The 25,468-nt window shown below is 72.5% G+C and carries 24 protein-coding genes; 19 read left to right on the forward strand and 5 right to left on the reverse strand.

The window, feature by feature from the left end; translation table 11 throughout:
- Positions 1-206: 206 nt before the first annotated feature.
- The 7 genes from SJ20_RS00895 to SJ20_RS00925 all read left to right on the forward strand — a co-directional run bounded on the left by SJ20_RS00895 (position 207) and on the right by SJ20_RS00925 (position 6,730).
- Positions 207-944, forward strand: coding sequence for a hypothetical protein (locus tag SJ20_RS00895; RefSeq protein ID WP_044658618.1), 738 nt, complete (start codon positions 207-209; stop codon positions 942-944).
- Positions 941-1,408 carry a phage holin family protein gene (locus tag SJ20_RS00900; protein ID WP_036314802.1) on the forward strand — a complete coding sequence of 156 codons (468 nt, stop codon included), beginning with the start codon at positions 941-943 and terminating at the stop codon, positions 1,406-1,408. Before SJ20_RS00895 ends, SJ20_RS00900 begins: the two co-directional genes overlap by 4 nt.
- Positions 1,405-2,103, forward strand: a complete 699-nt coding sequence (locus tag SJ20_RS00905; RefSeq protein WP_044658619.1) for a DUF3618 domain-containing protein — start codon at positions 1,405-1,407, stop codon at positions 2,101-2,103. The genes SJ20_RS00900 and SJ20_RS00905 overlap by 4 nt, the downstream gene beginning before the upstream one ends.
- 154 nt (positions 2,104-2,257) lie before the next feature.
- A complete protein-coding gene (panC, locus tag SJ20_RS00910) occupies positions 2,258-3,289 on the forward strand; it encodes a pantoate--beta-alanine ligase (protein ID WP_044658620.1) in 1,032 nt (343 codons plus the stop codon).
- On the forward strand, positions 3,286-3,984 hold the full coding sequence (locus SJ20_RS00915) for a DNA-3-methyladenine glycosylase (protein WP_044658621.1): 699 nt from the start codon (positions 3,286-3,288) through the stop codon (positions 3,982-3,984). Before panC ends, SJ20_RS00915 begins: the two co-directional genes overlap by 4 nt.
- Before the next feature lie 47 nt (positions 3,985-4,031).
- Positions 4,032-4,514, forward strand: coding sequence for an SRPBCC family protein (locus SJ20_RS00920; RefSeq protein ID WP_036314813.1), 483 nt, complete (start codon positions 4,032-4,034; stop codon positions 4,512-4,514).
- Between the two features lie 152 nt (positions 4,515-4,666).
- Positions 4,667-6,730, forward strand: coding sequence for a M13 family metallopeptidase (locus SJ20_RS00925; RefSeq protein WP_044658622.1), 2,064 nt, complete (start codon positions 4,667-4,669; stop codon positions 6,728-6,730).
- Positions 6,731-6,770: 40 nt separating this feature from the next.
- Here SJ20_RS00925 and SJ20_RS00930 read toward each other — a convergent pair whose 3' ends face one another.
- A complete protein-coding gene (locus SJ20_RS00930; RefSeq protein ID WP_044658623.1) occupies positions 6,771-7,280 on the reverse strand; it encodes a MarR family winged helix-turn-helix transcriptional regulator in 510 nt (169 codons plus the stop codon).
- On the reverse strand, positions 7,273-9,147 hold the full coding sequence (locus SJ20_RS00935; RefSeq protein ID WP_044658624.1) for an MDR family MFS transporter: 1,875 nt from the start codon (positions 9,145-9,147) through the stop codon (positions 7,273-7,275). Before SJ20_RS00935 ends, SJ20_RS00930 begins: the two co-directional genes overlap by 8 nt.
- 165 nt (positions 9,148-9,312) lie before the next feature.
- Here SJ20_RS00935 and SJ20_RS00940 point away from each other — a divergent pair, with 165 nt between their 5' ends.
- From SJ20_RS00940 to SJ20_RS00970, 7 genes are all read left to right on the forward strand, one after another.
- Positions 9,313-10,302 (forward strand): D-glycerate dehydrogenase, encoded by a 990-nt coding sequence (locus SJ20_RS00940; RefSeq protein WP_044658625.1) that lies wholly within the window; start codon positions 9,313-9,315, stop codon positions 10,300-10,302.
- Positions 10,303-10,334: 32 nt separating this feature from the next.
- Positions 10,335-11,849 carry a lysine--tRNA ligase gene (gene lysS, locus SJ20_RS00945; protein ID WP_044658626.1) on the forward strand — a complete coding sequence of 505 codons (1,515 nt, stop codon included), beginning with the start codon at positions 10,335-10,337 and terminating at the stop codon, positions 11,847-11,849.
- A 1-nt stretch (position 11,850) separates the two neighbouring features.
- Positions 11,851-12,090 (forward strand): hypothetical protein, encoded by a 240-nt coding sequence (locus SJ20_RS00950; RefSeq protein WP_036384193.1) that lies wholly within the window; start codon positions 11,851-11,853, stop codon positions 12,088-12,090.
- A 164-nt stretch (positions 12,091-12,254) separates the two neighbouring features.
- Positions 12,255-12,557 carry an Lsr2 family protein gene (locus SJ20_RS00955; RefSeq protein ID WP_036314827.1) on the forward strand — a complete coding sequence of 101 codons (303 nt, stop codon included), beginning with the start codon at positions 12,255-12,257 and terminating at the stop codon, positions 12,555-12,557.
- Between the two features lie 156 nt (positions 12,558-12,713).
- On the forward strand, positions 12,714-15,269 hold the full coding sequence (locus tag SJ20_RS00960) for an ATP-dependent Clp protease ATP-binding subunit (RefSeq protein ID WP_044658627.1): 2,556 nt from the start codon (positions 12,714-12,716) through the stop codon (positions 15,267-15,269).
- 325 nt (positions 15,270-15,594) lie between these two features.
- Entirely contained in the window at positions 15,595-15,777 is a 183-nt protein-coding gene (locus tag SJ20_RS00965; protein WP_041104640.1) for an Rv0909 family putative TA system antitoxin, read from the forward strand.
- A 96-nt stretch (positions 15,778-15,873) separates the two neighbouring features.
- Positions 15,874-16,389, forward strand: a complete 516-nt coding sequence (locus SJ20_RS00970) for an amino-acid N-acetyltransferase (protein WP_044658628.1) — start codon at positions 15,874-15,876, stop codon at positions 16,387-16,389.
- A 37-nt stretch (positions 16,390-16,426) separates the two neighbouring features.
- Here SJ20_RS00970 and SJ20_RS00975 read toward each other — a convergent pair whose 3' ends face one another.
- A complete protein-coding gene (locus SJ20_RS00975; protein WP_200891078.1) occupies positions 16,427-17,359 on the reverse strand; it encodes an A/G-specific adenine glycosylase in 933 nt (310 codons plus the stop codon).
- Positions 17,360-17,400: 41 nt separating this feature from the next.
- Between SJ20_RS00975 and SJ20_RS00980 the strand changes: the two genes are divergently transcribed.
- On the forward strand, positions 17,401-18,231 hold the full coding sequence (locus SJ20_RS00980) for a hypothetical protein (protein ID WP_044658630.1): 831 nt from the start codon (positions 17,401-17,403) through the stop codon (positions 18,229-18,231).
- 13 nt (positions 18,232-18,244) lie between these two features.
- Here the strand turns inward: SJ20_RS00980 and radA are convergent, their stop codons facing one another.
- Both radA and SJ20_RS00990 read right to left on the reverse strand, forming a co-directional pair.
- Complete coding sequence (gene radA, locus SJ20_RS00985; protein ID WP_044658631.1) at positions 18,245-19,681, reverse strand: DNA repair protein RadA; 1,437 nt, start codon at positions 19,679-19,681, stop codon at positions 18,245-18,247.
- An 89-nt stretch (positions 19,682-19,770) separates the two neighbouring features.
- On the reverse strand, positions 19,771-20,940 hold the full coding sequence (locus SJ20_RS00990; RefSeq protein ID WP_044658632.1) for an aromatic acid exporter family protein: 1,170 nt from the start codon (positions 20,938-20,940) through the stop codon (positions 19,771-19,773).
- Positions 20,941-21,166: 226 nt separating this feature from the next.
- On the opposite strand from SJ20_RS00990, the gene pstS reads away from it, so the two are divergent.
- The 4 genes from pstS to pstB all read left to right on the forward strand — a co-directional run bounded on the left by pstS (position 21,167) and on the right by pstB (position 25,420).
- Positions 21,167-22,279, forward strand: coding sequence for a phosphate ABC transporter substrate-binding protein PstS (gene pstS, locus SJ20_RS00995; protein ID WP_036384202.1), 1,113 nt, complete (start codon positions 21,167-21,169; stop codon positions 22,277-22,279).
- Positions 22,280-22,413: 134 nt separating this feature from the next.
- Complete coding sequence (pstC, locus tag SJ20_RS01000) at positions 22,414-23,370, forward strand: phosphate ABC transporter permease subunit PstC (RefSeq protein ID WP_044658633.1); 957 nt, start codon at positions 22,414-22,416, stop codon at positions 23,368-23,370.
- 1 nt (position 23,371) lies between these two features.
- Positions 23,372-24,553: a phosphate ABC transporter permease PstA gene (gene pstA / locus SJ20_RS01005; RefSeq protein ID WP_036384203.1), complete on the forward strand. Its 1,182-nt coding sequence runs from the start codon at positions 23,372-23,374 to the stop codon at positions 24,551-24,553.
- Positions 24,554-24,640: 87 nt separating this feature from the next.
- Positions 24,641-25,420: a phosphate ABC transporter ATP-binding protein PstB gene (gene pstB, locus SJ20_RS01010; RefSeq protein ID WP_044658634.1), complete on the forward strand. Its 780-nt coding sequence runs from the start codon at positions 24,641-24,643 to the stop codon at positions 25,418-25,420.
- Positions 25,421-25,468: the final 48 nt, after the last annotated feature.

Consider the following 25,468-nt stretch of genomic DNA (forward strand, 5'->3'; position numbering starts at 1 on the left):
ACCGGAGACGACGCCGTCGCGCCGCCCGGCCCGGTGGGGGGCGCGGCGGCACGCGTGTTGCGTCGACCGATCCCGGCGGACCCGAGGTCTTCCGGCAGGGTCCCTGCGGTGCTTACCTTGGCGCTCAAGACCGGTGGACCCGGTGACGTGGACGGCCAGAAGGGCCGGCCATGAGGGACGCCGACCCGGACGAAGGAAGGCACAGCATGACGACGAACACGCCGAAGAACGCCCACGGCTCCTCAGCCGAGGGCCGTGACGCCAAGGACCAGGCCCAGGACCTCGCGGCCACCGCCAAGCACGAGGCCGGCCAGGTGAAGGACGAGGCCGCTGACCAGGTGCAGTCGCTGGTCGGCTCCGCCCAGGAGCAGGTCGGCGCGCAGGTGCAGACCCAGCAGGAGCGGCTCGCGGGCCAGGTGCGCAGCTACACCGACGACCTGCACCGCGTGGTCTCCGGTGAGCAGCCGCAGACCGATTTGGTGCGCCAGGGCGTCGCCTCGGTGGCGGACCGTGCCGAGGCCCTGACCCAGCGCCTGGAGACCGCTTCCCCGCAGGACCTGCTGCAGGACGTGCGCGGCTTCGCCGCTCGCCGTCCGGGCACGTTCCTGGCCCTCGCCCTGGGCGCCGGGCTGGTGGCCGGTCGACTGACGCGCGGCATCCGCGACGCCGCCCAGCCCGACTCCACCGCCTCCACCTCGCCGCGCCGTCACGAGACCCGTCCGGACGCGGTGCACGCGGACGTGACTCCGCACCACCTGGACTCGCAGGCCCCGGCCTACTCGAGCGATTCGCTCTCCCAGGCCGACGGCCGCGTCGCGGACGGCGCCGGGCCCCGCCGCGCGGCCGGCGTCGGGGACGTCCCGTACGGCACGCAGGCACCGGTCCAGCAGGGCCTGACCGCCGAGCGGCCGTTCGACCAGACCCGGCCCGGGGGTGACGCATGAGCACCGCCCACGAGCCGTTCCGCGACGCGACGCCGCACTCCGGCGCGCACACCCCGCCGCCCACGCAGGCGGAGTTCCGCGCCGAGCACGAGAGCCTCGGCGAGATGTTCCAGAGCCTGTCGGCCAAGCTGTCGACGCTGGTCAGCCAGGAGATCGCCCTGGCCAAGGCCGAGGCCACCGAGTCCGCGAAGAAGGCCGGCAAGGGGGCGGGGCTGCTGGCCGGCGCCGCCGTCGGCGGCTTCTTCCTGCTGATGTTCCTGTCCCTCGCCCTGATGCACCTGCTCGACGTGTTCCTGCCGATCGGCTGGGCCGCGCTGATCGTGGCCGTGCTGTGGGGCGTCGTGGCGGCCGTGCTGGCCGTGCAGGGCAAGAAGGACATCGAGAAGATCAAGGGTCTGCCGCAGACCCAGGAGACGCTTCAGGAGATCCCCGAGACCCTGAACCCCGCGAAGGAGACGCGATGACCACGAGCAACAACCCCGATGAGATCCGCGCCGACATCGAGCGTACGCGCCGCGAGCTCGGCCAGGACGTGGACGCCCTCGCCGAGAAGGTGAGCCCCACGAAGGCCGTGTCCCGGCAGACCAACCGCATCAAGGACGGCTTCATCTACGCGAAGGAGAACATCATGGGCTCCCCGGAGCAGCACCGCCACGAGCCCTCGCTGGGCGATCGCGCCCACGGGGTGATCGACGACGCCCGGGCCTCCGCGTACGACGCTGCCGGCCAGGCCCAGGACCGCCTGGGCGATGCCGGCGACCGCGTGTCCGAGTGGGCCGACGACGCCCAGCTCGCCCTGCAGCAGGCCCCGGCTCAGCTGCGCGGCCGCACCGCGGGCAACCCGCTGGCCGCCGGGCTGATCGCCTTCGGCGCCGGCCTGCTGCTCAGCTCGCTGATCCCCGCCTCACGCGTGGAGCAGCGCGCCGCGGAGGGCCTCAAGGAGCAGGCCGCCCCGCTGGTGGACGAGGCCAAGCAGGCCGCCCAGCAGCTGCGCGAGGACCTCGAGCCCGCCGCCCGCGAGGCCGCCGGGAGCGTGAAGGAGTCGGCTGCCGAGGCCGCTTCCCACCTCAAGGAGCAGGGCACGGACACGGCGCAGGACCTCAAGGCGGAGTCCCAGGACGCCGCCCGCCAGGTGAAGGACACCGCGAAGGACGCCTGAGCCCGACCCGAGCACGACGCCGGCCGGTCCCGTTGACGGGACTGGCCGGCGTCGCGCGTGGTGGGGCCGAATCCGGCCCGCGGCTCAGGCCTTGGACCAGATGCGCGTGGTGAGGCGGAAGTCCTCCCCGAGGCCCCGTGCCTAGACTCGGAGGGTGACCCCTCTCGACCGCGTCCCCGACCAGCGCCCCGTCCCCGCCGGCACCGGCCTGACCCTCGAGGACGCCCTCCCCGCTCCCGTGACGGCCGAGGCCGACGGCGTCTCCGCGCGCCCGCGTCTGGCCCGGACCGTCGCCGAGATGCGCTCCGCTCTCCGTGAGCTCGTCGCCCACGCCACGGACGACGGCGACGCCGAGCCCGTCACCGTCGGCCTGATCCCCACGATGGGCGCCCTCCACGGCGGCCACGCGGCCCTGGTGCGGCGGGCCCGCGCCGAGAACGACGTCGTCGCGGTCAGCATCTTCGTGAACCCGCTCCAGTTCGGCGATCCGGCCGACCTGGAGCACTACCCGCGCACCCTCGACGCGGACCTGGACCTGCTGGCGGCGGCGGGCGCCGACGTCGTGTTCGCCCCGGACGTGCAGGAGATGTACCCGGGTTACCCGGACGCGCCGATCGTCACCGTCTCCGCCGGCCGCATGGGGGAGGTCCTCGAGGGCGCCTCCCGCCCGGGCCACTTCGACGGCGTGGCCACCGTCGTGGCGAAGCTGTGGAACATCGTGCGCCCGGCGGCGCCGGTCCTGCGCAGCTACTTCGGCCAGAAGGACGCGCAGCAGCTCACCGTCCTGCGCCGCCTGGCCACGGACCTCGACATCGACGTCGACGTCCGCGCCGTGCCCATCGTCCGCTCGCCCGAGGGCCTCGCGCTCTCCAGCCGCAACACCCGCCTGGACGCCGCGGGCCTGGAACACGCGCTCGTCCTCAGCCGCGCCCTGCGCTCCCTGGCCGACGCCGCGGCGGCCGGTGAGCCCGTCGACGTCCAGGCCGCGCGCCGGATGGTCGAGGACGAGCCGGGCGTCGAGCTGGACCACCTCGTGGTGGTGGACCGGGACACCTTCGCCGAGCTCGGTCCGGAGCTGCTGTGCCAGCCGCTGCGCCGCGAGGCCCTCGCCCTCGTGGCCGCGCACGTGCCGCCCGTCCGGCTGATCGACACCATGGTGCTGCCCGCCGCGGGGCCGCTGCCGTGACCCCGGAGCGTCTCGCCGCCGCCTTCGACGGCCCCTCGCCCGCGCTCGCCGCGACGCTGCTGGGGTGCCGGCTGACCGTCGTCGCCCCGGACGGCGCCGTCACCGTGCGGCTGACCGAGACCGAGGCGTACGGGAACGCGGGCGCAGACCCCGGCGCCCACTCGTTCCGCGGTCGCACCGAGCGCAATGCCGCGCTGTTCGGGCCGCCGCGGCGCACGTACGTGTACCTGAACTACGGCATCCACCGCTGCCTGAACCTGGTGGGCCACCCCGAGGGGGAGGCCGGCGGTGTGCTGCTGCGTGCGGCCGAGGTGCTCGCGGGAGGGGACCTCGCGGTGGCCCGCCGCGGCCGGGACACCGGCCCCAAGCTGCTCTCCGGGCCGGGCAACCTCGGCCAGGGCCTCGGCATCACCCTGGAGATGGGCCACGCGCCCGTGGAGATCGTCGCCTCGCCGCCGGAGGTGTCCGACGACGGCGGCACCCCGGCCCGCCTCGCCGCGCCGGCCGCGCCCGCCCGGTTCCTCCTGGCCCCGCCCGCGCCCCGCGATCCGGCCGAGCCGCCGACCGAGGTCGTGACGGGCCCGCGCGTCGGCGTCTCGGGGGAGGGCGGCTCCGTGCGCTTCCCGTGGCGGTTCAGCGTGGCCGGCCACCGCAGCGTGTCCGCGTTCCGGCGTGGGCGCAACGTGCCGGACTGAGCCCCAGACCTTGTCGGCCGCCCCGGCCCCGTGCCTAGGTTGATCCCATGACCGAGATGAACAAGACCGCCCACGGCGAGACCCAGCAGACCGTCACCCGGACCATCGACGCGTCCGCCAAGGACGTGTTCGACTTCCTGACCCTGCCCGCGAACCACGCGAAGTTCGACGGCTCGGGCATGGTGCAGTCGGACGACAAGACCCAGCGCATCCAGAAGGTCGGCGACGTGTTCACCATGAACATGCACGCGGAGCACATGGGTGGCGACTACCAGACGGACAACCACGTGGTCGCCTACGACCCGAACAAGCTGGTCGGCTGGAAGACCGCCCCCGCCGGCACCGAGCCCAAGGGCTGGCAGTGGGTCTACCGGCTCGAGGACAACGGCTCCGGCAGCACGGACGTGTCCCTCACCTACGACTGGACCGACGTGACCGACCCGGAGCTGCTGGAGAAGAACCTCTTCCCGATGGTCTCCGAGGAGCAGATGGAGGAGTCGCTCGCGAAGCTGGCCGCCGAGGTCGGCTGAGCCCCCGCCTCCCGACGGCGGCCCCCGGGCCGGCCGTCCCCACGACGACGGGCACGCACCCGACCAGGGTGCGTGCCCGTCGTCGTGTCCGGTGTCACGGCTAGAGTGCCGTGCGAGACCGTCCCACCCCCCCACGTCCAGGAGGATCCGCCGTGACCGCCACCGCCGAGCCCGAAGTCCCGTCGCCGCGCGAGGACCTGTACCGCCACGTCAACACCGGGTGGTTGGACACCCACGAGATCCCCGCGGACCAGGGCGCCTACGGCGCGTTCCTCGAGCTGCGGGACGCGGCCGAGCTCGCCGTCCGGCACCTGTGCGAGGACGCCGTGCGCGAGGTCGGCGCGGGCTTCGACCCCGCCCAGGCGCGCGTGCAGGCCACGGCCGCGGCCGGCGCGCACCGGGACGCCCCGCTCGCGCCGCTGGATGCGGAGGACACGGAGGGCATGGAGCATCCGGAGCTCAAGCGCCGGATCGCCGCGCTGTACGCCTCCTTCATGGACGACGAGACCGTGGAGGCCCGCGGCCTCGAGCCGATCGCCTCGGACCTGGCGGCGGTGGCCACCGTGACCACCCCTGCGGAGCTGCTCACCCTCTCCGGGCGACTGCAGCGTCAGGGCGTCTCCGGCCTCATCAACACCGGCGCACTCAACGACGCCGGGAACCCGGACCGCATGCTCCTGCACCTGCTCCAGGGCGGCCTGGGCCTGCCGGACGAGTCCTACTACCGGGACGAGGCCTACGCCGAGATCCTCGCGCAGTACACCGAGCACACCGGCCGCCTGCTGACGCTGGCCGGGATCGGCGCGGACCGGGACGAGGCCGCCGCGCTGGGCGTCCGGGTGGTGGAGCTGGAGAAGCGCATCGCCGCCCTGCACTGGGACCTGGTCCGCAGCCGGGACGCCGTGGCCCGCTACAACCCCATGACCCACGACCGGCTGACGGAGCTCTTCCCCCTGGCCGACGCGTGGCTCGAGGGCGTGGACGCCGCCGGCGAGCGCGCCGCGGAGGTCGTGGTGTGGCAGCCGGACTTCCTCTCCGGTGTGCAGGGGCTGCTCGAGGGACCCGAGGCCGCCGACCTCGAGGACTGGCGTCACTGGCTGATCCTGCAGGTGCTGCGCTCCTTCGCCGGCTTCCTGCCGGACGCGTTCGTGCAGGAGAACTTCTCCTTCTACGGCCGCCGCCTGGCCGGCACCGAGGAGGTCCGCCCCCGCTGGAAGCGCGCGGTCGCGTTCGTCAACGGGGCGGCCGGCGAGGACGTGGCGCAGCTCTACGTGGCCCGCCATTTCCCGCAGGGCCACGTGGCCGCGATGGACGAGCTCGTGGGCCTGCTCCAGGAGGCCTATCGCCGGTCCATCGAGGAGCTCGAGTGGATGGGCGAGGAGACCCGTCAGCGGGCGCTCGAGAAGCTGGCGATGTTCCGCCCCATGGTGGGCTACCCCTCGAAGTGGCTGGACTACTCCGCCCTCGAGGTCCACGCCGGCGACCTGCTGGGCAACGCCCGCTCCTCCTCGGAGCTCGAGTGGGAGCGGGACCTGCGCAAGATCGCGGACGGGCCGGACCCGGAGGAGTGGCACATCACGCCGCAGACGGTGAACGCGTACTACTCCCCGCTCGAGAACGCGATCGTCCTCCCGGCCGCCATTTTGCAGCCCCCGTTCTTCGACCCCGAGGCCTCGATGGCCGCGAACCTGGGGGCGATCGGCGCCGTGATCGGCCACGAGATCGGCCACGGCTTCGACGACCAGGGCTCGCGGTACGACGGCGCCGGTCGGCTCGAGGACTGGTGGACCGAGGAGGACCGCGCGGCGTTCACCGAGCGCACCTCCCGGCTGGTGGCCCAGTACAACGCGCTCTCCCCGGCCGAGGCCCCGGACCACCGCGTCAACGGCGAGTTCACCCTCGGGGAGAACATCGGCGACCTCGGCGGCCTGGGCATCGCCCACCGCGCCTTGGAGATCTGGCGGGACGAGGGCGACGGCGCCTCCCTCGACGCCGCGGCGGGGGACCGCGAGTTCTTCACCGCCTGGGCCACCGTGTGGCGTCAGCTCACGCGACCGGAGGCCATGGTCACCCGCATCGCCTCGGACCCGCACTCGCCCAACGAGTTCCGCTGCAACCAGGTGGTCAAGAACATCGACGCCTTCCACGAGGCGTTCGGCACGCGCGAGGGGGATCCCATGTGGCTGGCCCCGGAGGAGCGCGTCACCATCTGGTGATCCCGCCCGCCGGCCGGGCCCCGCGGGTCCGGCCGGCGGCTCACTCGGACTCGGCGGGGTCCTGCATCCGGGTCTGACGCTCGGCGGCCAGCCGGTCCAACAGGCGCGTCAGCGTCCGGATGTCCTCGCGGTCCCAGCGCGCCAGGTCGTCGCGCAGCCCGCGACCCGCCGGGCCGCCGCGCACCGCGTCGAGGCGGGCGAGCCCCTCGGGGCTGGCGCTCAGGAGGGCGGAGCGGCGGTCCCGCGGGTCCGACTCTCGGGTGATCAGCCCGGCGGCCTCGAGGTCGCGGACCATGCGGGAGACCTGGGCGCGGTCCACCAGCAGGCCCTCGGCCACGGCCGAGGGCGTCATGGTCCCCTCGTTGGCCAGCATCATGAACGCCTTCATCGCCCCGACGGACAGGGCCGGGCTGAGGGCCGCCGCGTAGCGGACCATCACCTGGCGGTGCTGCAGGACCAGACGCGAGAACGCCTGCTCGAGCCCCTGGACGGCGGCCTCGAAGCCCGCGTCGTCGCCGCCTCTGCCCGGGTCCGGGGCGCCGTCAGCCACGGCGGGCCCGGACCAGCGCGGTGACGACGGCCGCCAGCAGGGCCGTCCCCGCCACGGCCAGCGCCGCGGGGACGACGGGCCGGCCGGCCACCGGCGACGCCGTCGCCGGGCGCTCGGCCGCCACCGCCCGGGACTCCTCCGGGTCCTCGGCGGGATGCTGCCCCTGCGCCGCGGTCACCACGGGGATCGGACCGGTCGCGGGCAGCGTCTGCATGGCCTCGGCCGTGGAGTGGGTGGCCAGGTCGGCGCGGGTGGCGTGGAGGCGCTCGGAGGTGGTCATGCGACCCAGCGGGATGTTCGGCAGGAACAGGATCGCGATCAGCGCGACGATTGCGAGGGGCACGCCCACGAGGAACGCGTGGGAGATGCCGGTGGCGTAGACGTCCTCGAAGATCGAGCGCAGGCCGTCGGGCATCTCTGCCACGCGTGGCAGGGTGCTGGACTGCAGGCTCTCGGACCACTCGGCGGCGTCCGGGCCCAGGCTGCGCAGGGCCGCGGCGAGGTCCGCGCGGCGCTCCTCGATGCGGTCCGGGACCACGTTGGAGACCACGGCGCCCATCACGGCGACACCGATGCTGCCGCCCAGGGTGCGGAAGAAGGTGACGCCGGAGCTGGCGACGCCCATCTGCCGCGGGTCGGTGGTGTTCTGCACCACGAGCACGAGGTTCTGCATGGTCATGCCGACGCCGGCGCCGAGCAGGAACATGTAGAGGGACACCAGCCAGAAGGAGGTGTCGTAGTGCAGGGTGCCGAGCAGGGCGGTGCCGGCGATCAGCAGGACGGCGCCGATCACGAGCCAGCGCTTCCACACGCCGGTGCGGGTGATGAGGCCGCCGATCACCGTGGAGGACACGAGCAGGCCGAGGATCATCGGGATGGTCATGAGGCCGGCCTGGGTCGGCGTCGCGCCGCGGGCCAGCTGCATGTACTGGGCCAGGTAGACGGAGGAGCCGAACATGGCCAGGCCCGTGGCGATCGAGGCGATCGTCGCGAGGGTGAAGGTGCGGTCGCGGAAGAGGGTGAGCGGGATGAGCGGCTCGGCGACGCGCAGCTCGGTCACGACGAACAGGACGGTGGCGACGGCGGCGCCGCCGAGCATCCACGCGGTGGTGGTGCTGGCCCAGTCGAAGTCGCGACCGGCGCTGGTGACCCAGATCAGCAGCAGCGCGGTGGCCGCGGTCAGGAACACGATGCCGAGGTAGTCGATGGACACCTTCTGGCGCTCGCGGTGCGGGAGGTGGAGGGTGCGCTGCACCATCACCAGGGCGACGACGGCGAAGGGCACCGCCACGAAGAAGTTCCAGCGCCAGCCCCACAGGTCGGTGATCACGCCGCCGGCGAGCGGGCCGCCCACCGTGGCCACGGCCATCACGGCGCCGAACAGGCCCATGTAGCGGCCGCGCTCACGCGGGCTGATGATGTCCGCCATGATCACCTGGCTGAGCGCGACGAGGCCGCCGCCGCCCAGGCCCTGCACGGTGCGGCAGACGATCAGGAAGGTCGGATCGTGGGTGAACCCGGCCGCCGCGGAGGCGGCGACGAAGATCGCCAGGGCGACCTGGAAGAGGACCTTGCGGTTGACGAGGTCGGCCAGCTTGCCCCAGATCGGGGTGGCGATGGCCGTGGCGAGCAGGGCCGAGGTGATGACCCAGGTGTAGGCGGTCTGGTCGCCGCCGATGTCGTGGATGATCACCGGCATCGAGGTCGAGACCACCGTGTTGGCGATCATCGAGACGAACATGCCCAGCAGGAGGCCGGTCAGGGCCTGGAGCACGGAGCGGTGGCGCGCGGCGTCGGCGGCGGCGCGCTCGAGCGAGGGGGCGCCGGCCGGCGCGACGGCCTCGGGGGCGGGGGAGGTTGGGGTCATGGGGTCCTTCGGCGGGAGGGGCGGCGCGGTGATTGACATGAGTCAATGATTGACGAGAGTCAATCATAAGGGGCGTCGGACCGGGCCGCACCCGCCGTCCGCGGTTAGCCTGGTCACGCCGGACGACGCCGCGTCCTCCCCCCGATCCGAGAGTGAGGCCCCGCCGTGACCCCCCGTTTCCTGCTCATGACCCGCCTCCCCGAGCCCGGGCTCGGGATGCTGCGCGAGGCCGGAGAGGTGGTAGACGGCGCCGACGTCGGAGGGGACGCCGCGCTCGCGCGGCTGGTGGCCTCGGGGGACTGCGACGTCGTCGTCGCGGCCCTGGACCAGAAGTTCACCGCCGACGTGCTCGCCGACGCGCGGATCAGGGGCATCGCCAACTACGCGGTCGGCTACAACAACGTGGACGTGGCCGCCGCGACGCGGCGGGGGATCGCCGTCGGCAACACCCCGGACGTGCTCACGGACGCCACCGCGGACATCGCGATGCTCCTGATCCTCGGGGTGACCCGCCGCGTCCACGAGGGCGAGCGGATGGTGCGCGAGGGGCGCTTCCACGGCTGGGCGCCGGACCTGCTCGTGGGCCGGGACGTGCGCGGCGCGACCCTGGGCCTGGCCGGTTTCGGGCGGATCGGCAAGGCGGTGGCCGAGCGTGCGCTCGTCTTCGGCATGGACGTCGTGTTCGCGCCGCGGCCGCCCGCGCACCGGGAGGTCGCGGCCGCGGAGCTCGGCGACCTCGCCGGCCGCGTCCGTCAGGTCCGCTGGGAGGAGCTCGTCGAGGTCGCGGACGTCCTGTCCCTCCACGTGCCCCTGACGGACGAGACCCACCACCTCGTGGATGCGGACGTGATCGCGAAGATGAAGGACGACGCCGTCCTCGTCAACACGGCCCGGGGGCCCGTGGTGGACGAGGCGGCCCTCGTCACCGCCCTGCGCGAGGGGCGGCTCTTCGGCGCCGGTCTGGACGTCTACGAGGACGAGCCCGCCCTCGCCCCGGGCCTGGCCGAGCTGGGGAACGTGATGCTCCTGCCGCACCTGGGCTCCGCCACCCGGGACACCCGCGCCGCGATGGCCGAGCTGGCCGCGCGCAACGCGATCGCCATGGCCACGGGCGCGGAGGTCCCGGCCCTCGTCAACCCCGGGGTGCGCGGCTGACCGGCGGGGCGCCGTCGGTAGACTCGGGGACCGTGACCACCCAGAACTCCGCCTCCGCCGCCGTCGACCACCACGATCAGCAGGCCGTCCGCGCCGCCAAGCGTGAGCAGCTGCTCGCCTCGGGCCGCGAGGCCTACCCCGTGCAGGTGCCGCGCACCCACGCGCTGGCCGAGGTGCGTGAGCGGTTCGACGGCCACGAGCCTGACTGGGCCTCGGGCGAGACCGTGTCGGTGACCGGGCGCGTCGTCTTCCTCCGCAACACCGGCAAGCTCTGCTTCGCCACCCTGCAGGAGTCCGGCGCGGACGGGGAGGCCGTCCGCCTCCAGGTCATGGTGTCCCTGGCCGCCGTCGGTGAGGAGTCCCTGGCCGACTGGAAGAAGGTCGTGGACCTGGGCGACTTCCTCTCCGTCACCGGCGAGGTGATCGTCTCGCGCCGCGGCGAGCTGTCCATCATGGCCTCGGCATGGGAGATGGCCTCCAAGGCGCTGCGCCCCCTGCCCGTGCTGCACGCGGACCTGAACGAGGAGACCCGCGTCCGCCAGCGCTACGCGGACCTGATCGTGCGCGAGGAGGCCCGCCGCATGGTCTACACCCGCGCCAAGGTCACCTCGGCGGTGCGGCGCACCCTCGAGGGCCACGGCTACGTGGAGGTGGAGACCCCGATGCTCCAGCTCGTCCACGGCGGCGCCCTCGCGCGTCCCTTCGAGACGCACCTCAACGCGTTCGACCAGCCGATGACCCTGCGCATCGCCACCGAGCTGTACCTCAAGCGCGCCGTCGTCGGCGGCATCGACCGCGTGTTCGAGATCGGCCGCGTGTTCCGCAACGAGGGCGTGGACTCGACCCACTCGCCCGAGTTCACCACCCTCGAGTCCTATGAGGCGTGGGCGGACATGCACGTCATGGCCGAGCGCATGCAGGAGATCATCCTCAACGCCGCGGACGCGGTGGGCGCCGGGCGTCGGCTCGAGACCGCGAAGGGCGTCATCGACCTCGACGGCGAGTGGGCCTGGGTCGCCGTGTACCCGGGGCTGTCCGAGGCCGTGGGCCGCGAGATCACCCCGGAGACGGACGCCGAGACGCTGCGGGCGATCGCCGCGGAGCACGAGGTCAAGGTGGACCCCGCGTGGGACGCGGAGAAGCTCGTGATCGAGCTGTTCGGCGAGATCGTGGAGCCCACCCTGATGAACCCCACGTTCGTGTACGACTACCCGCCGGCCGCCCAGCCGCTCGCGCGCCCGCACCGCTCGGACGACCGGGTCATCGAGGCCTGGGACCTGATCATCGGCGGCATGGAGCGCGGCACCGCGTTCTCCGAGCTGATCGACCCCGTCATCCAGCGCGAGCGCCTGACCGCCCAGTCGGCGATGGCGGCCGCCGGCGACGACGAGGCGATGCAGCTGGACGAGGACTTCCTGCGCGCCCTCGAGTACGGCGCCCCGCCCATGGGTGGCATCGGCCTGGGCATCGACCGCCTGGTGATGCTGTTCACGGACGCCGGCATCCGCGAGACCATCCTCTTCCCGCTGCTCAAGCCGGAGGCCTGACATGGCCGACTTCTGGGACTACTTCTCCGTCCTCGCCCCCTCGATCGGCCTCGGGCTCATCTTCTGGCTGGTGATGCGCTCCCTGCTGCGTTCGGACACGGGCGAGCGCGAGAGTCAGGCCCGCCGGCTCTCGGGCGCGGACGCGCGGGCGGCCCGCGAGGAGGCCGAGGCCCGTGAGTGGGCGGCCCGACGCCGAGCCGAGGGAGGGCCGGGGGCTGATCCGGAGGACCGCGCCCGGTGAGATTCCTTCCCCGGCGTTGAAGAATCCTTCTGCCCGGCTTTGTTGCGGTATTCTTGAATCACCACAAGTGCACGGCCGGAATCGTGAGCACGCGGGGAAGAAGCCCGAGAGCGAAGACCGGAACCCAGGGACACGCGCACGAGAGAAGAAAGTGGGAATCACCGTTGGCACAGAAGGTAGAAGTGGTCCTCGTGGATGATCTTGACGGTTCGCCTGCAGATGAGACCGTGAACTTCGCATTGGACGGTCGCAATTACGAGATCGACCTGTCGAAGGAGCACGCTGCGGAACTCCGTGAGTTCCTGAAGCCCTACATGAAGAAGGGCCGCGCCGTGGCGCCGCCGTCGCCCAAGGTCGAGGCCGCCCAGATCCGCAAGTGGGCGGCCGAGAACGGCTACGAGGTCTCGAGCCGGGGCCGTCTGCACCGCGACGTGGTGGAGGCCTACCGCAACGCGAAGCGCAAGTGAGCGCCCCGCCCGGGTGCGTCGAGGAATCGGCGTCCCCGGGCCTCGTTCCGGCCCCTCCCGACGACGGCCGGGCCGCTTCTCCCGCTGGCGAACAGTCGCGCGGCACGCGGCCCGGGTGCGTAGTGTCGACCACGACCGTACGCAAGGAGTGTGCCCATGTTCGAGAGATTCACCGACCGCGCCCGGCGGGTGGTCGTGCTCGCCCAGGAAGAGGCGCGCATGCTCAACCACAGCTACATCGGCACCGAGCACATCCTGCTCGGTCTGATCCACGAGGGTGAGGGCGTCGCAGCCAAGGCACTGGAGTCCATGGACATCTCCCTGGGCGCCGTGCGAGAGAAGGTGCAGGAGGACATCGGCCAGGGTCAGCAGAACCCGCCCGGCCACATCCCCTTCACGCCGCGCGCCAAGAAGGTGCTCGAGCTGTCCCTGCGCGAGGCGCTGCAGCTCGGCCACAACTACATCGGCACCGAGCACATCCTGCTCGGCCTGATCCGCGAGGGCGAGGGCGTGGCCGCCCAGGTGCTCGTGCAGCTCGGCGCGGACCTGAACCGCGTCCGTCAGACGGTCATCCAGCTGCTCTCCGGCTACCAGGGCGGTGCCCAGGGCGGCAAGGAGACCGCCGGCGCCGGGGTGGGCCAGGGCGGCGAGGCCGGCCAGAACGCCGGCTCCGTGGTGCTGGACCAGTTCGGACGCAACCTCACCGCGGCCGCGCACGACGGCAAGCTGGATCCCGTCATCGGGCGTGCGGGCGAGATGGAGCGCGTCATGCAGGTGCTCTCCCGCCGCACCAAGAACAACCCCGTGCTCATCGGCGAGCCCGGCGTCGGCAAGACCGCCGTCGTCGAGGGCCTGGCCCAGGCGATCGACCGCGGCGACGTCCCGGAGACGCTCAGGGGCAAGCAGCTCTACTCGCTGGACCTCGGCTCCCTCGTGGCCGGCTCCCGCTATCGCGGCGACTTCGAGGAGCGCCTGAAGAAGGTGCTCAAGGAGATCCGCACCCGCGGGGACATCATCCTGTTCATCGACGAGATCCACACCCTCGTCGGGGCGGGCGCGGCCGAGGGCGCGATCGACGCCGCCAGCATCCTCAAGCCGATGCTGGCCCGCGGTGAGCTGCAGACCATCGGCGCCACCACGCTGGACGAGTACCGCAAGCACATCGAGAAGGACGCCGCGCTCGAGCGCCGCTTCCAGCCGATCCAGGTCGCCGAGCCGTCCGTCGAGGACGCCACGGAGATCCTGCGCGGCCTGCGGGACCGCTACGAGGCGCACCACAAGGTCTCCATCACCGACGGCGCGCTCAAGGCCGCCGCCGGCCTGGCGGACCGCTACGTCTCCGACCGGCACCTGCCGGACAAGGCCATCGACCTGATCGACGAGGCCGGCGCGCGTCTGCGCATCCGTCGCATGACCGTGCCGCCGGAGATCAAGGCCTACGAGTCCCGGATCGCGGAGGTGCGCACCCAGAAGGAGGCCGCCATCGACGGCCAGGACTTCGAGGGCGCCGCCCGCCTGCGGGACCAGGAGCAGCAGCTCGGGGACGAGCGCCGCGAGAAGGAGCAGGCGTGGCGCACCGGCGCGGACGCCGACGTCGCCACGGTGGACGAGGACCTCATCGCCGAGGTGCTCTCCAAGTCCACCGGCATCCCGGTGTTCAAGCTCACCGAGGAGGAGACGGACCGCCTGCGCAACATGGAGGAGGAGCTCCACCGCCGCGTGATCGGCCAGGACGAGGCGATCAAGTCCCTGTCCCGCGCCATCCGCCGCACCCGCGCGGGCCTGAAGGACCCGAACCGCCCCTCGGGGTCGTTCATCTTCGCCGGCCCCACCGGCGTCGGCAAGACGGAGCTGGCCAAGTCCCTCGCGGAGTTCCTCTTCGGGGACGAGGACGCGCTCATCACGCTGGACATGTCCGAGTTCCAGGAGAAGCACACCGTCTCGCGTCTGTTCGGTGCCCCTCCCGGCTACGTGGGCTACGAGGAGGGCGGCCAGCTCACCGAGAAGGTCCGCCGCCGTCCGTTCTCCGTGGTGCTGTTCGACGAGGTGGAGAAGGCCCATCAGGACCTCTTCAACTCCCTGCTGCAGATCCTCGAGGACGGTCGCCTGACCGACTCGCAGGGCCGTGTGGTGGACTTCAAGAACACCGTGATCATCATGACCACGAACCTCGGCACCCGGGACATCTCCAAGGGCGTCATGACCGGCTTCCAGTCGGCCACGGACACCACCACCGGGTACGAGCGGATGAAGGGCAAGGTCAAGGAGGAGCTGCGCCAGCACTTCCGCCCCGAGTTCCTCAACCGTGTGGACGACGTGATCGTGTTCCCGCAGCTGCAGAAGCACGAGATCGTGCAGATCGTGGACCTGTTCGTCTCCCGTCTCGGCAAGCGCCTGGCGGAGCAGGACCTGTCCATCGAGCTCACCCAGTCCGCCAAGGAGCTGCTCGCGGACCGCGGCTACGATCCGGCCATGGGTGCCCGCCCGCTGCGCCGCACCATCCAGCAGATGGTGGAGGACCAGCTCTCGGAGAAGATCCTCTTCGGTGAGATCCCGGCCGGCTCCCTCATCACCGTGGACACCACGGGCGAGGGGGAGGGCGCCGAGCTGACGTTCACGTTCTCCGGCGGCCGGGAAGCCCTGGAGGGCGCGGACCTGGCCGAGCTCGAGTCCGGTGCCGGCGATCCGGTGGACGCCGACCGCTCCGCGTGACCCGCGGGGCCTGATCCGAGACGCCGGACCGCGCATCCGGTGCCCACGGCCCGTCGCCCCTCCCCTCGGGGAGGAGGCGGCGGGCCGTCGTCGTGCCCCCGCGGGGCGCCGGGGCCGAGGTCCGCGACACCGCCGCCGGCATCAAGGACGGCCTCGCGAAGGACCGCTGAACCGGCCCGCCTCCCCGCAGGCGCGAGAGGGGTTCCCTCGCGGCGGGATCGGTGCCACTGTGGTCTGTGACCGCTCGACGGTGGTCCTGTCTCCGCTTCGGCCCGGCACTCGCCGGGACGGCCGCGGAGCAGCCCCGAGAAGAAGGAGGCCGCCCATGGGTATCGGTGACCTGAACAACCTCGCAAACCAGCACTCGGACAAGATCGACGAGGCCGTGGACAACGCTCAGGAGCAGCACGGCGACAAGCTCGGCGAGCACGGCGACACCGTGAACAAGGGTGTCGACGGCGCGCAGGAGAAGTTCCTGTCCGGGGACGAGGGCGAGCAGCAGGCCTGAGCCTGCCGTCGACGCCGCGGGAGCCCCCGCCCGGTCCGCCGGGACGGGGGCTCCCGTCTGTCCGGGGTCGGGATGTCCGTGCCTAGACTGGACCCCATGCCTGCCGACCGCCCCCTCACCCTCCGCTCGGCGCGGACCCAGGACGTCCCGGTCATCCAGGCGCTCGTGGAGCCGCTGGCGCGGGAGCGCGTGCTGCTCCAGAAGGAGGCTGTGGCCTACTACGAGGCCATCCAGGAGTTCGTGGTCGCCGAGGAGGCGGATGGGACCCTGGCCGGCTTCGGCGCCCTCCACGTGATGTGGCAGGACATCGCCGAGGTCCGCACCCTCGCCGTCTCGGAGGCCCACCGGGGGGCCGGCGTCGGGCACCTGGTCATCGAGGAGCTGCTGGGCCGGGCGCGGGCCGTGGGCGTCGAGCGGGTCTTCTGCCTGACCTTCGAGGTCGAGTTCTTCCGCCGGCACGGTTTCGAGGTGATGGCGGACCAGTCCGCCGTGGACCCGGAGGTCTACGCGGAACTGCTGCGCTCCACGGACGAGGGCGTCGCCGAGTTCCTGGACCTCGCCCGGGTCAAGCCGAACACCCTCGGCAACACGCGGATGATCCGCCGCCTCTGATCCGCCGCACCGCGGGCCGCCCCGTGCCCCGGCGAGGTCAGTCCGGGAAGGTGAGGCCGCCGTCGTCGTCCCGGGCCAGCAGCCCGTCCGACACGAGCCCGGCCACGCACCGCGCCCACTGCGCGTCGTCGGGGCGGTGCGACCCGAGCCGCCCCCCGGCCACGACGACGGCGGGCACCTCCGCCTCGGCCACGCGCCCGTGCTCGCGGACGGCGGCCATCACGGCCCCGCGCACCTGACGGTCCGTGCCGGCCCAGGCCTGGCCGCGCGGCACCTCCACCGGCGGCGGGGAGCCCGCCGCGACCCACGCGCACGTCTCCGCCAGGGGGCAGCGCTCGCAGGCGGGGGAGCGGGCGGTGCAGACGAGGGCCCCGAGCTCCATGACGGCCGCGTTCCACGCGTTGGCGCGGGTGGGGTCCTCGGGCATGAGGGCCTGGGCGCGGCGCATCTCGGCGCGGGTCAGCGACCTGCCGGGCAGGGCCTCACCCGCGACCGCGCGCGCGATCACCCGGCGCACGTTGGTGTCCACGACGGTCTCGGGGATGCCGAACGCGAAGCTCGCGACCGCCGCGGCCGTGTACTCGCCGATGCCGGGCAGGGCGCGCAGGGCGGCGGGGTCGGCCGGCACCCGGCCGTCGTGGCGCTCGACGACGGCCCGGGCGGCCTCCTGGAGGCGCAGGGCCCGGCGCGGGTAGCCGAGCCGGTCCCAGGCCGTGAGCACGTCTGCGGTGGGGGCGGAGGCCAGGTCCGCGGGGGTGGGCCAGCGCTCCAGCCACTCCCGCCAGCGGGGCAGCACCCGCACGACCGGGGTCTGCTGGAGCATGATCTCCGAGACGAGCACGCCCCACGGGGAGCAGTCCGGGCTGCGCCAGGGCAGGTCCCGGGCGTGGACGGCGAACCAGCCCAGCACCGCGTCGTGCAGGCGCGGCACGTCCACCGTGGGCGGGACGAGGGGGGCGGGCGCGGGCATGGCGTCCACTGTAGGGCGCGCCGCCGCCTACCCTGGATCGCATGCCGTCTCGTCCGACTTCCCCCGGGTCGAAGCCGTCCCCCGCCGTCTACCGCCGCCGGCGGCTCGTGGCCGCCCTGCTCGCCCTCGTGCTCCTGCTCCTGGTGGGGTGGGCCGTCGTGGCGCTCGTCCGCGCCGGGATCGGCGCCTTCTCCTCCGAGGACGCCGACCCCTCCGCCGCCCCGACGCCGGTGCACTCCCCGTCGCCCGCCCCGGCGACGGACGCCGAGTCCGGCTCCGCCTCGCCCACCGTGGCCCTCGAGGACGCGGCCGAGTGCCAGCCCTCGGACCTGCGGATCACCGCCTCCGCGGACCGGTCCGAGTACCAGCGGGGCGAGGAGGCCGAGCTGCGCCTGGGCATCACGAACCTCTCCTCGACCCCGTGCCGCACGGATGTGGGCACGGCCCGACAGGAGTTCAGGATCCGCACGGCCGAGGGCGACGACGTCTTCTCCACCCGCATCTGCCAGGCGGACCCCGCGGAGGCCCAGCGGGTGCTGTACCCGCACGAGGAGCTCACCGCCGTGTACCGCTGGTCCGGCCGTGCCTCGAGCCAGGACTGCGGCCGACTCGGCGCTCTCGCGGAGCCCGGACCCCATCTGCTGACGGTCAGCCTCGGCGACGTCACCTCCCGCCCCGTCGCGCTGAAGATCCTCGAGGAGCTCGCCCCGGGGGCCCAGGACGGCGGCTCCTCGGCCACCCCCTCCTCGAGCGGCAGCACCTCCCCGTCGGGGTCCGCCTCAGCTCCGGCGCCCGCCTCAGCCTCGGCGTCGGCCTCGCCGTCCGCGGCGCCCGCCACGACCACTGACCCGTCGCCGTCGCCGTCCCGCTGAGCCGGGCGCGCCGTCAGCGGCCGGGGCCGGCCTCCGGACGTGCGGCCGGGTCGCCGCCGGTCCAGGTGGGGATCGTGGCGAGGGCCTCGCCGATCGAGCCGACCTCCGCCACCGTGAAGCCCGCCGGGACCTCCCCGAGCGGCTCGGGGGAGCGGGGGACCAGCGCGCGGGTGAAGCCCAGCCGCGCGGCCTCACGCACCCGTCGCCCGATGCCGGGCACGGGGCGCACCTCCCCGGCAAGCCCGAGCTCGCCGACCGCGATCATCCCCTGCGGGACGGGGGCCGAGAGCTTCGCCGAGGCCACGGCGACGGCCACGGCCAGGTCCGAGGCGGGCTCCGAGAGTCGCACGCCGCCCACGGTGGCCACGTAGCAGTCGTCCTGGGCGAGGGCGAAACGGGCCCGGCGCTGGAGCACGGCCAGGAGCATGTTCACGCGCGCCGCGTCCACGCCGGAGACGGTGCGGCGCGGGCTGCCGCCGGCGGACGGGGTGAGCAGGGACTGCACCTCGGCCACGAGCGGGCGCCGGCCCTCGAGCGTCACCGTCACGCACGTGCCCTCGACCGGCTCCGAGACGCCCGAGAGGAACAGGCCGGAGGGGTCGTCCAGGGACTCGATGCCGTCCTCCCGCAGGTCGAAGCAGCCGACCTCGTCCGTGGGCCCGAAGCGGTTCTTCACCGCACGCACCAGGCGCAGCCGTGAGTGGCGGTCCCCCTCGAACTGGCAGACCACGTCCACGAGGTGCTCGAGCAGCCGCGGGCCGGCGATGGTCCCGTCCTTCGTCACGTGGCCCACCAGGACCGTGGTGATCCCCTTCTCCTTGGCCGTGCGGATGAGGCTGGCCGCCACCTCGCGCACCTGGCTGACGCCCCCGGCGATCCCGTCCACCTCGGTGGACTGCAGGGTCTGCACGGAGTCCACGATCACCAGCTCCGGGTCAGTCCGCTCGATCTGCCCCAGCGCCCGGCCCAGGTCCGTCTCCGCCGTCAGACGCAGGGTCTCCGCGATCGCCCCGATCCGGTCTGCGCGGGAGCGCACCTGCGCCGCCGACTCCTCGCCCGTCAGGTACAGCACCGAGCGCGGACCGCCGCCGCCCGCGCCGCGCGCCGTCTGGGCGGCCACGTCCAACAGCAGCGTGGACTTGCCGATGCCCGGCTCGCCGGCCAGCAGGATCACCGCGCCCGGCACGAGGCCGCCGCCGAGCACGCGGTCCAGCTCACGCACCCCCGTGGAGCGGAACGAGGCCAGCGTGGCGTCCACGTCCGCGATGCGCGGCGCGACCTCCGCGACCGTGGCCGCGCGCGTGCGACCGGTGGTCGACGTCAGCCCGATCTCCTCGACCGTGCCCCACGACTGGCACTCCCCGCAGCGGCCGACCCACTTCACGGTGGTCCAGCCGCACTCGGTGCAGCGGTATCCGGGGGCGCGCTTCGGGGCGGTCTTGGTGGCCATGCGCCCACTCTAGGATCCGGGGCGGACGCGTTAGCCGGCCCGCGCACGGCCCCGCCGTCGACCGCCGGGGCCGCGCGCCGCCGTCGGGCTCAGACGCGGGGCAGGTAGCCGCGCGCCTCGTCGTGCTCGGCGCCCGTGGCCTCGATGAGGTCCACCATCATGGGCCGCAGCAGCATCACGAGCGCCTCGCCGTGCACGGACCCGCCGCCCAGCTGGTGCGGGTCCAGCGCGGACGCGGACGCCCCCAGGGCGTCCCGCGCCACGGACAGCGAGCGATGGCGGCCCTCGGCCTGCGGCTCCACGAGGGAGCGGTGCAGGATCTCGACGGCGTCCGCGGCGTCGTCGAACCAGGCGGCCAGGCGCTCGCGGTCGTCGTCGTCGAACACACCCTCGTCCAGGACCGAGACCACCCGCCGGGCCACGATCCGCAGGGAGCGCACCGCCAGGTCCGAGCGGTCCGCCGCGTTCACCGCGTCCTCCACGAAGGAGCGCGAGGAGCGGTGCAGCGGGTTGAACACGGTCTGCTCATGCGTGACGCGCAGCTCCTTGCGCAGCGCCTCCAGCGTGGTGTGCGTGCCGCGGCTGGCCACGAGCGCCATCCAGGCGGTGCGGGAGTCGTTCTCCCGCAGGGCCCGGGAGAGGTCGCGCAGCACCGTGGCGATCGAGTCGTAGAGTCCACCCAGCTGACGCACCGCGGGACGGCGCACGTCCTGGGGCGAGAGGAACGTGACGAGCAGGGCCAGGACGCCGCCCACGATCGCGTCCTGGCTGCGGACGAACGGCCCTCCCGTGCCGGTGGGCAGGAGGACCACGAGGACGGACTGCAGGGACATCTGCATCGTGAATGTGGCGCCGGAGTCCAGGAACCGGGCCACCATCACGGACACGAACAGGACCACCGAGGCCTGCCACAGGCCGCGGCCGAGCCCGACCATGAGCAGGTCCCCGATCAGGATGCCGACGGTGCAGCCGACGGCGACCTCGGCCACCTTGCGCAGCTTCGGCTCCCGTTGGAAGCCGAGGGCGATCAGCAGGGCGGTGGAGGCGAACAGGGGCTGCTGGTGGCCCAGGATGGTCTCCGCGAACCAATAGGCGCCCACCGCGCAGACCGCGACGAGGGCGGCCTGGCCCACGGAGGAGCGGACGCGGGACCAACCCGCACGGGCGCGCCGACGCAGGAAGCGGCCGAGGCGCTCCCCGCGGGTCTGGGGGTCGACCATCGGCACCGTGCCCGTGGCGGTGGCGAAGCGGTCCGTCATGCGGCCAGCCTAGTCCGACGCCGGGGAGCCCTCGCCGTGCGAGGCTCAACCAAGCATTGTGGTCCACGGCACAGATCATTCCTGCGAATGCCGCTCCCGTTCACCATCTGTTCACCCCGGCCGAGCACTCGATTCACCTCTGGACCGTACGGTCGGGTGCGGTGCAGAACCGGGCCAGCCGGACGCTCTGCCCTCACCGTCGTCATCCGATTGAAAGAGGCTCTTCGTGAAGGCTCACCGCTTCGGCCGCTCCGCCGCCCTCCTGTCCGTGGCCGCCATCGCCCTGACCGCCTGCTCCTCCGCGGACAGCGGCAACGGCGGCTCCGATGCCTCCGGCTCCGCCGGGGGCGAGCAGGGCACCACCTCCGAGGTCCAGGGCAACCTGGTCGGCGCCGGCGCCTCCTCGCAGGAGGCGGCCATGACCGCCTGGACCCAGGGCGTCACCGAGACCGCTCCGAACCTGACCGTGCAGTACTCCCCGGACGGCTCCGGTGCCGGTCGTGAGAAGTTCCTCGCCGGCGCCACCTCCTTCGCCGGCTCCGACGCGGCCCTCAAGGAGGAGGAGGCTGAGTCCGCCAAGGAGAACTGCGGCGACGAGGGCGCGTTCCACGTGCCGGCCTACATCTCCCCGATCGCCGTGGCCTACAACCTGCCGGGCGTCGATGAGGTCAAGATGGACGCCGAGACCATCGCCAAGGTGTTCTCCGGCGAGATCAAGAACTGGAACGACGAGGCCATCGCCGCGCAGAACGAGGGCGTCGAGCTGCCCGACACCCCGATCACCGTCGTGCACCGTTCCGACGACTCGGGCACCACCGAGAACTTCACCGCCTACCTCACCGAGGCCGCCGGCGATGCCTGGTCCTATGACGAGGTCGAGACCTGGCCGTCCGACATCACCGCCGAGTCCGCCCAGGGCACCAAGGGTGTCGTGGGCCTGGCCTCCCAGACCGAGGGCGCCATCACCTACGCCGACGCCTCCGCCGTGGGCGAGCTGGGCACCGTGTCCGTGAAGGTCGGCGAGGAGTATGTGAAGTACTCCGCCGAGGCCGCGGCCGCGACCGTCGAGAAGTCCGAGGCCAAGGAGGACGGCTCGATCGAGCTCGACCGCGCCACCGACGAGTCCGGCGTGTACCCCGTCGTGTTGGTCTCCTACCACATCTACTGCAACCAGTACGAGTCGCAGGAGACCGTGGACCAGGTCAAGGCCTTCGCCGAGTACGTCGTGTCCGAGGACGGTCAGAAGACCGCCGAGGAGTCCGCGGGCAACGCCCCGATCTCCGAGGACACCCGCAAGAAGGCCATGGAGCGCATCGAGGCCATCTCGGTCAAGGGCTGATGTCGCTTCTTGTCGGCTGACCCACCGCCGCTTCGGCCGCCGGGCCCCACGGGCCCGGCGGCTGAAGCCGCGTCAGGGCTCTCGTTCGTCGCGGCCCGTCCATCACCACGCACGTCGATCTGAGGGAAGGCACTGTGTCCTCAACCACCAACGAGGCGGCACCGAAGCCGTCCAGCCTGCGCGGCCCCCGCCGCGGAGCCGCCGGAGACAAGCTCCTCTCCGGCGGGGCCCTTGCGGCCGCCGTCCTGATCCTGCTCGTGCTCGCCTTCGTGGCGGTCTTCCTCCTGACGGAGGCATGGCCTGCCCTGCAGCCGGGCGCGGAGCTCGTGTCTGCGGACTCCTTCTTCCAGTACGTGTGGCCGCTCATGGCCGGCACCGTGATGGTGTCGATCATCGCTCTGCTCATCGCCACCCCGGTCGCGATCGGTGTCGCCCTGTTCATCTCGCACTATGCGCCCCCGCGCATCGCGCAGTCGGTGGGCTTCGTGATCGATCTGCTGGCCGCGATCCCCTCCGTGGTCTACGGCGTGTGGGGCTGGCTGACGCTCGCTCCGCTGATGGTGCCGATCTACGGCTGGCTCAACGAGAACCTGGGCTTCATCCCGTTCTTCGGCGGCTCGGCCACCACCACGGGCCGCACCCTGCTGACCTCGGGCGTCGTGCTGGCCGTGATGGTCCTGCCGATCATCACCGCGCTCTGCCGTGAGATCTTCACCCAGACCCCGAAGCTCCACGAGGAGGCCGCGCTCGGCCTCGGCGCCACGCGCTGGGAGATGATCAAGATGACCGTGTTCCCGTTCGCCCGGGCCGGCATCGTCTCCTCGATCATGCTCGGCCTCGGCCGCGCGCTCGGCGAGACCATGGCGGTCACCATGGTGCTCTCCGGCGGCGTCTTCTCCTGGTCGCTCGTGGAGTCCGGCAGGAACCAGACGATCCCGTCGGAGATCGCGCTCAACTTCCCCGAGGCGTTCAACATGCGCCTGCACGAGCTGATCGCTGCCGGTCTCATGCTCTTCATCATCACCCTGGCGGTGAACATGATCGCCCGCGCGATCGTGAACAAGCACAAGGAATTCTCGGGAGCCAACTGACATGAGCACTGTCTCGACTTCTCCCCGGGCCACCGAGGACAGCGTGACGCCGCGGCGTCACTCCCTGACCGAGGGTCAGAAGCCCGGCTGGACCTGGATGGCCGTCGCAGCTGCCGCGGCCGTCGTCGCCGCCGGCCTGACCGTGCTGCTCAGCGGCGCCTTCAACGTCGTCGGTTTCGTGATCATCGCCGCCATCCTCTACATCGCGGGGCTCTACGTGGCCACCCGCGTGATGGAGAACCGGCGCCGCGCCGCAGACGGCCTGTGCCGCAACCTCGTGTGGCTGGCGTTCCTCGTGGCCCTGGTGCCGCTGGTCTCCGTGCTGTGGTCGGTCCTCTCCGCCGGTCTGCCGACCCTGATCGCCAACCCGCAGATCATGGCGTACGACATGAAGGGCATCACCGGCATCGACGACTCGGCGTGGGTGGAGGACGGCAAGCCCGCCGGCGGGCTCGCGGGCGGTTTCGGCCACGCCCTGATCGGCACCGTCGTGATCACGATCATCGCGACCCTGATCTCCGTGCCGATCGGCATGCTCACCTCCATCTACCTGGTGGAGTACAGCCGCGGCGGCTGGTTCTCCCGCGCCATCGTGTTCTTCGTGGACGTCATGACCGGCATCCCCTCGATCGTGGCCGGCCTCTTCGCCTACGCCGCGATCACGTGGGTCCTGACCCTGGTCACCGGCAGCAAGTCCACCGCACTGCAGTCCGTGCAGATGGGTCTCACGGCCGCGATCGCGCTCTCGGTGCTCATGATCCCCGTGGTCGTGCGATCCACGGAGGAGATGCTCCGTGTGGTGCCCAACGAGCTGCGCGAGGGCGCCTACGCCCTCGGCGTGCGCAAGTGGCAGACCATCGCCAAGGTGGTCCTGCCCACCGCGATCTCCGGCATCGCCTCCGGCGTCACCCTGGCCATCGCCCGCGTGGCGGGCGAGACCGCGCCGATCCTCGTGACGGCCGGCTTCGCCACCAGCATCAACTGGAACCCGTTCGACAACTGGATGACCGCGCTGCCGGTGTACATCTACCGCCAGCTGGTCGCCCCGACCTCGCCTACGGCGGCGGACCCCTCGACCGCCCGCGCCTGGGCAGCCGCCCTGCTGCTCGTCACCATCGTCATGCTGCTCAACCTGGCGGCACGGTTCATCGCCAAGGCGTTCGCCCCCAAGAAGGGCCGGTGAGGCCCGGCCGCCCGGAATCCCCCGGGCGGCCGGCCCCGACCCCGTCGCACCCCCCCCAGAGACTTCCACGAAGGAACAGAACCACTCATGTCCAAGCGCATCCAGGCCGTCGACGTCGATGTCTTCTACGGCAAGTTCAAGGCCGTCGAGGGCGTCAACATCGACATCGCCCCCCGCTCCGTCACTGCCTTCATCGGCCCCTCCGGCTGCGGCAAGACCACCTTCCTGCGCAGCATCAACCGCATGCACGAGGTGCTCCCCGGCGCCACCGTGGACGGCCAGCTCCTGCTCGACGGCGAGGACATCTACGGGCCCGGTGTGGACCCGGTCCGCGTCCGTTCCCAGATCGGCATGGTCTTCCAGCGCCCGAACCCGTTCCCCACGATGTCCATCCGCGACAACGTGCTGGCCGGCTACAAGCTCAACGGCACCCGCCTGAACAAGTCCCGTGCGGACGAGCTCGTGGAGAAGTCCCTGCGCGGCGCCAACCTGTGGAACGAGGTCAAGGACCGCCTCGACAAGCCCGGCTCCGGCCTCTCCGGCGGTCAGCAGCAGCGTCTGTGCATCGCCCGCTCCATCGCGGTGCAGCCCGACGTGATCCTCATGGACGAGCCCTGCTCCGCGCTCGACCCGATCTCCACCCTCGCCGTCGAGGACCTGATCAACGAGCTCAAGGAGGAGTACACGGTCATCATCGTCACGCACAACATGCAGCAGGCCGCGCGCGTGGCGGACAAGACCGCGTTCTTCAACATCCAGGGCGTCGGCAAGCCCGGCAAGCTGATCGAGTACGACGACACCGACGTCATCTTCAACAACCCCTCGAGCCAGCAGACCGAGGACTACGTCTCCGGCCGTTTCGGCTGAGCCGCCCCGCGCTCCGTCCCCGACCCCGTCCGGCCGCACGCCGGGCGG

This window comes from Micrococcus sp. MS-ASIII-49 (genome assembly GCF_000946635.1).
Lineage (GTDB): Bacteria > Actinomycetota > Actinomycetes > Actinomycetales > Micrococcaceae > Micrococcus > Micrococcus luteus.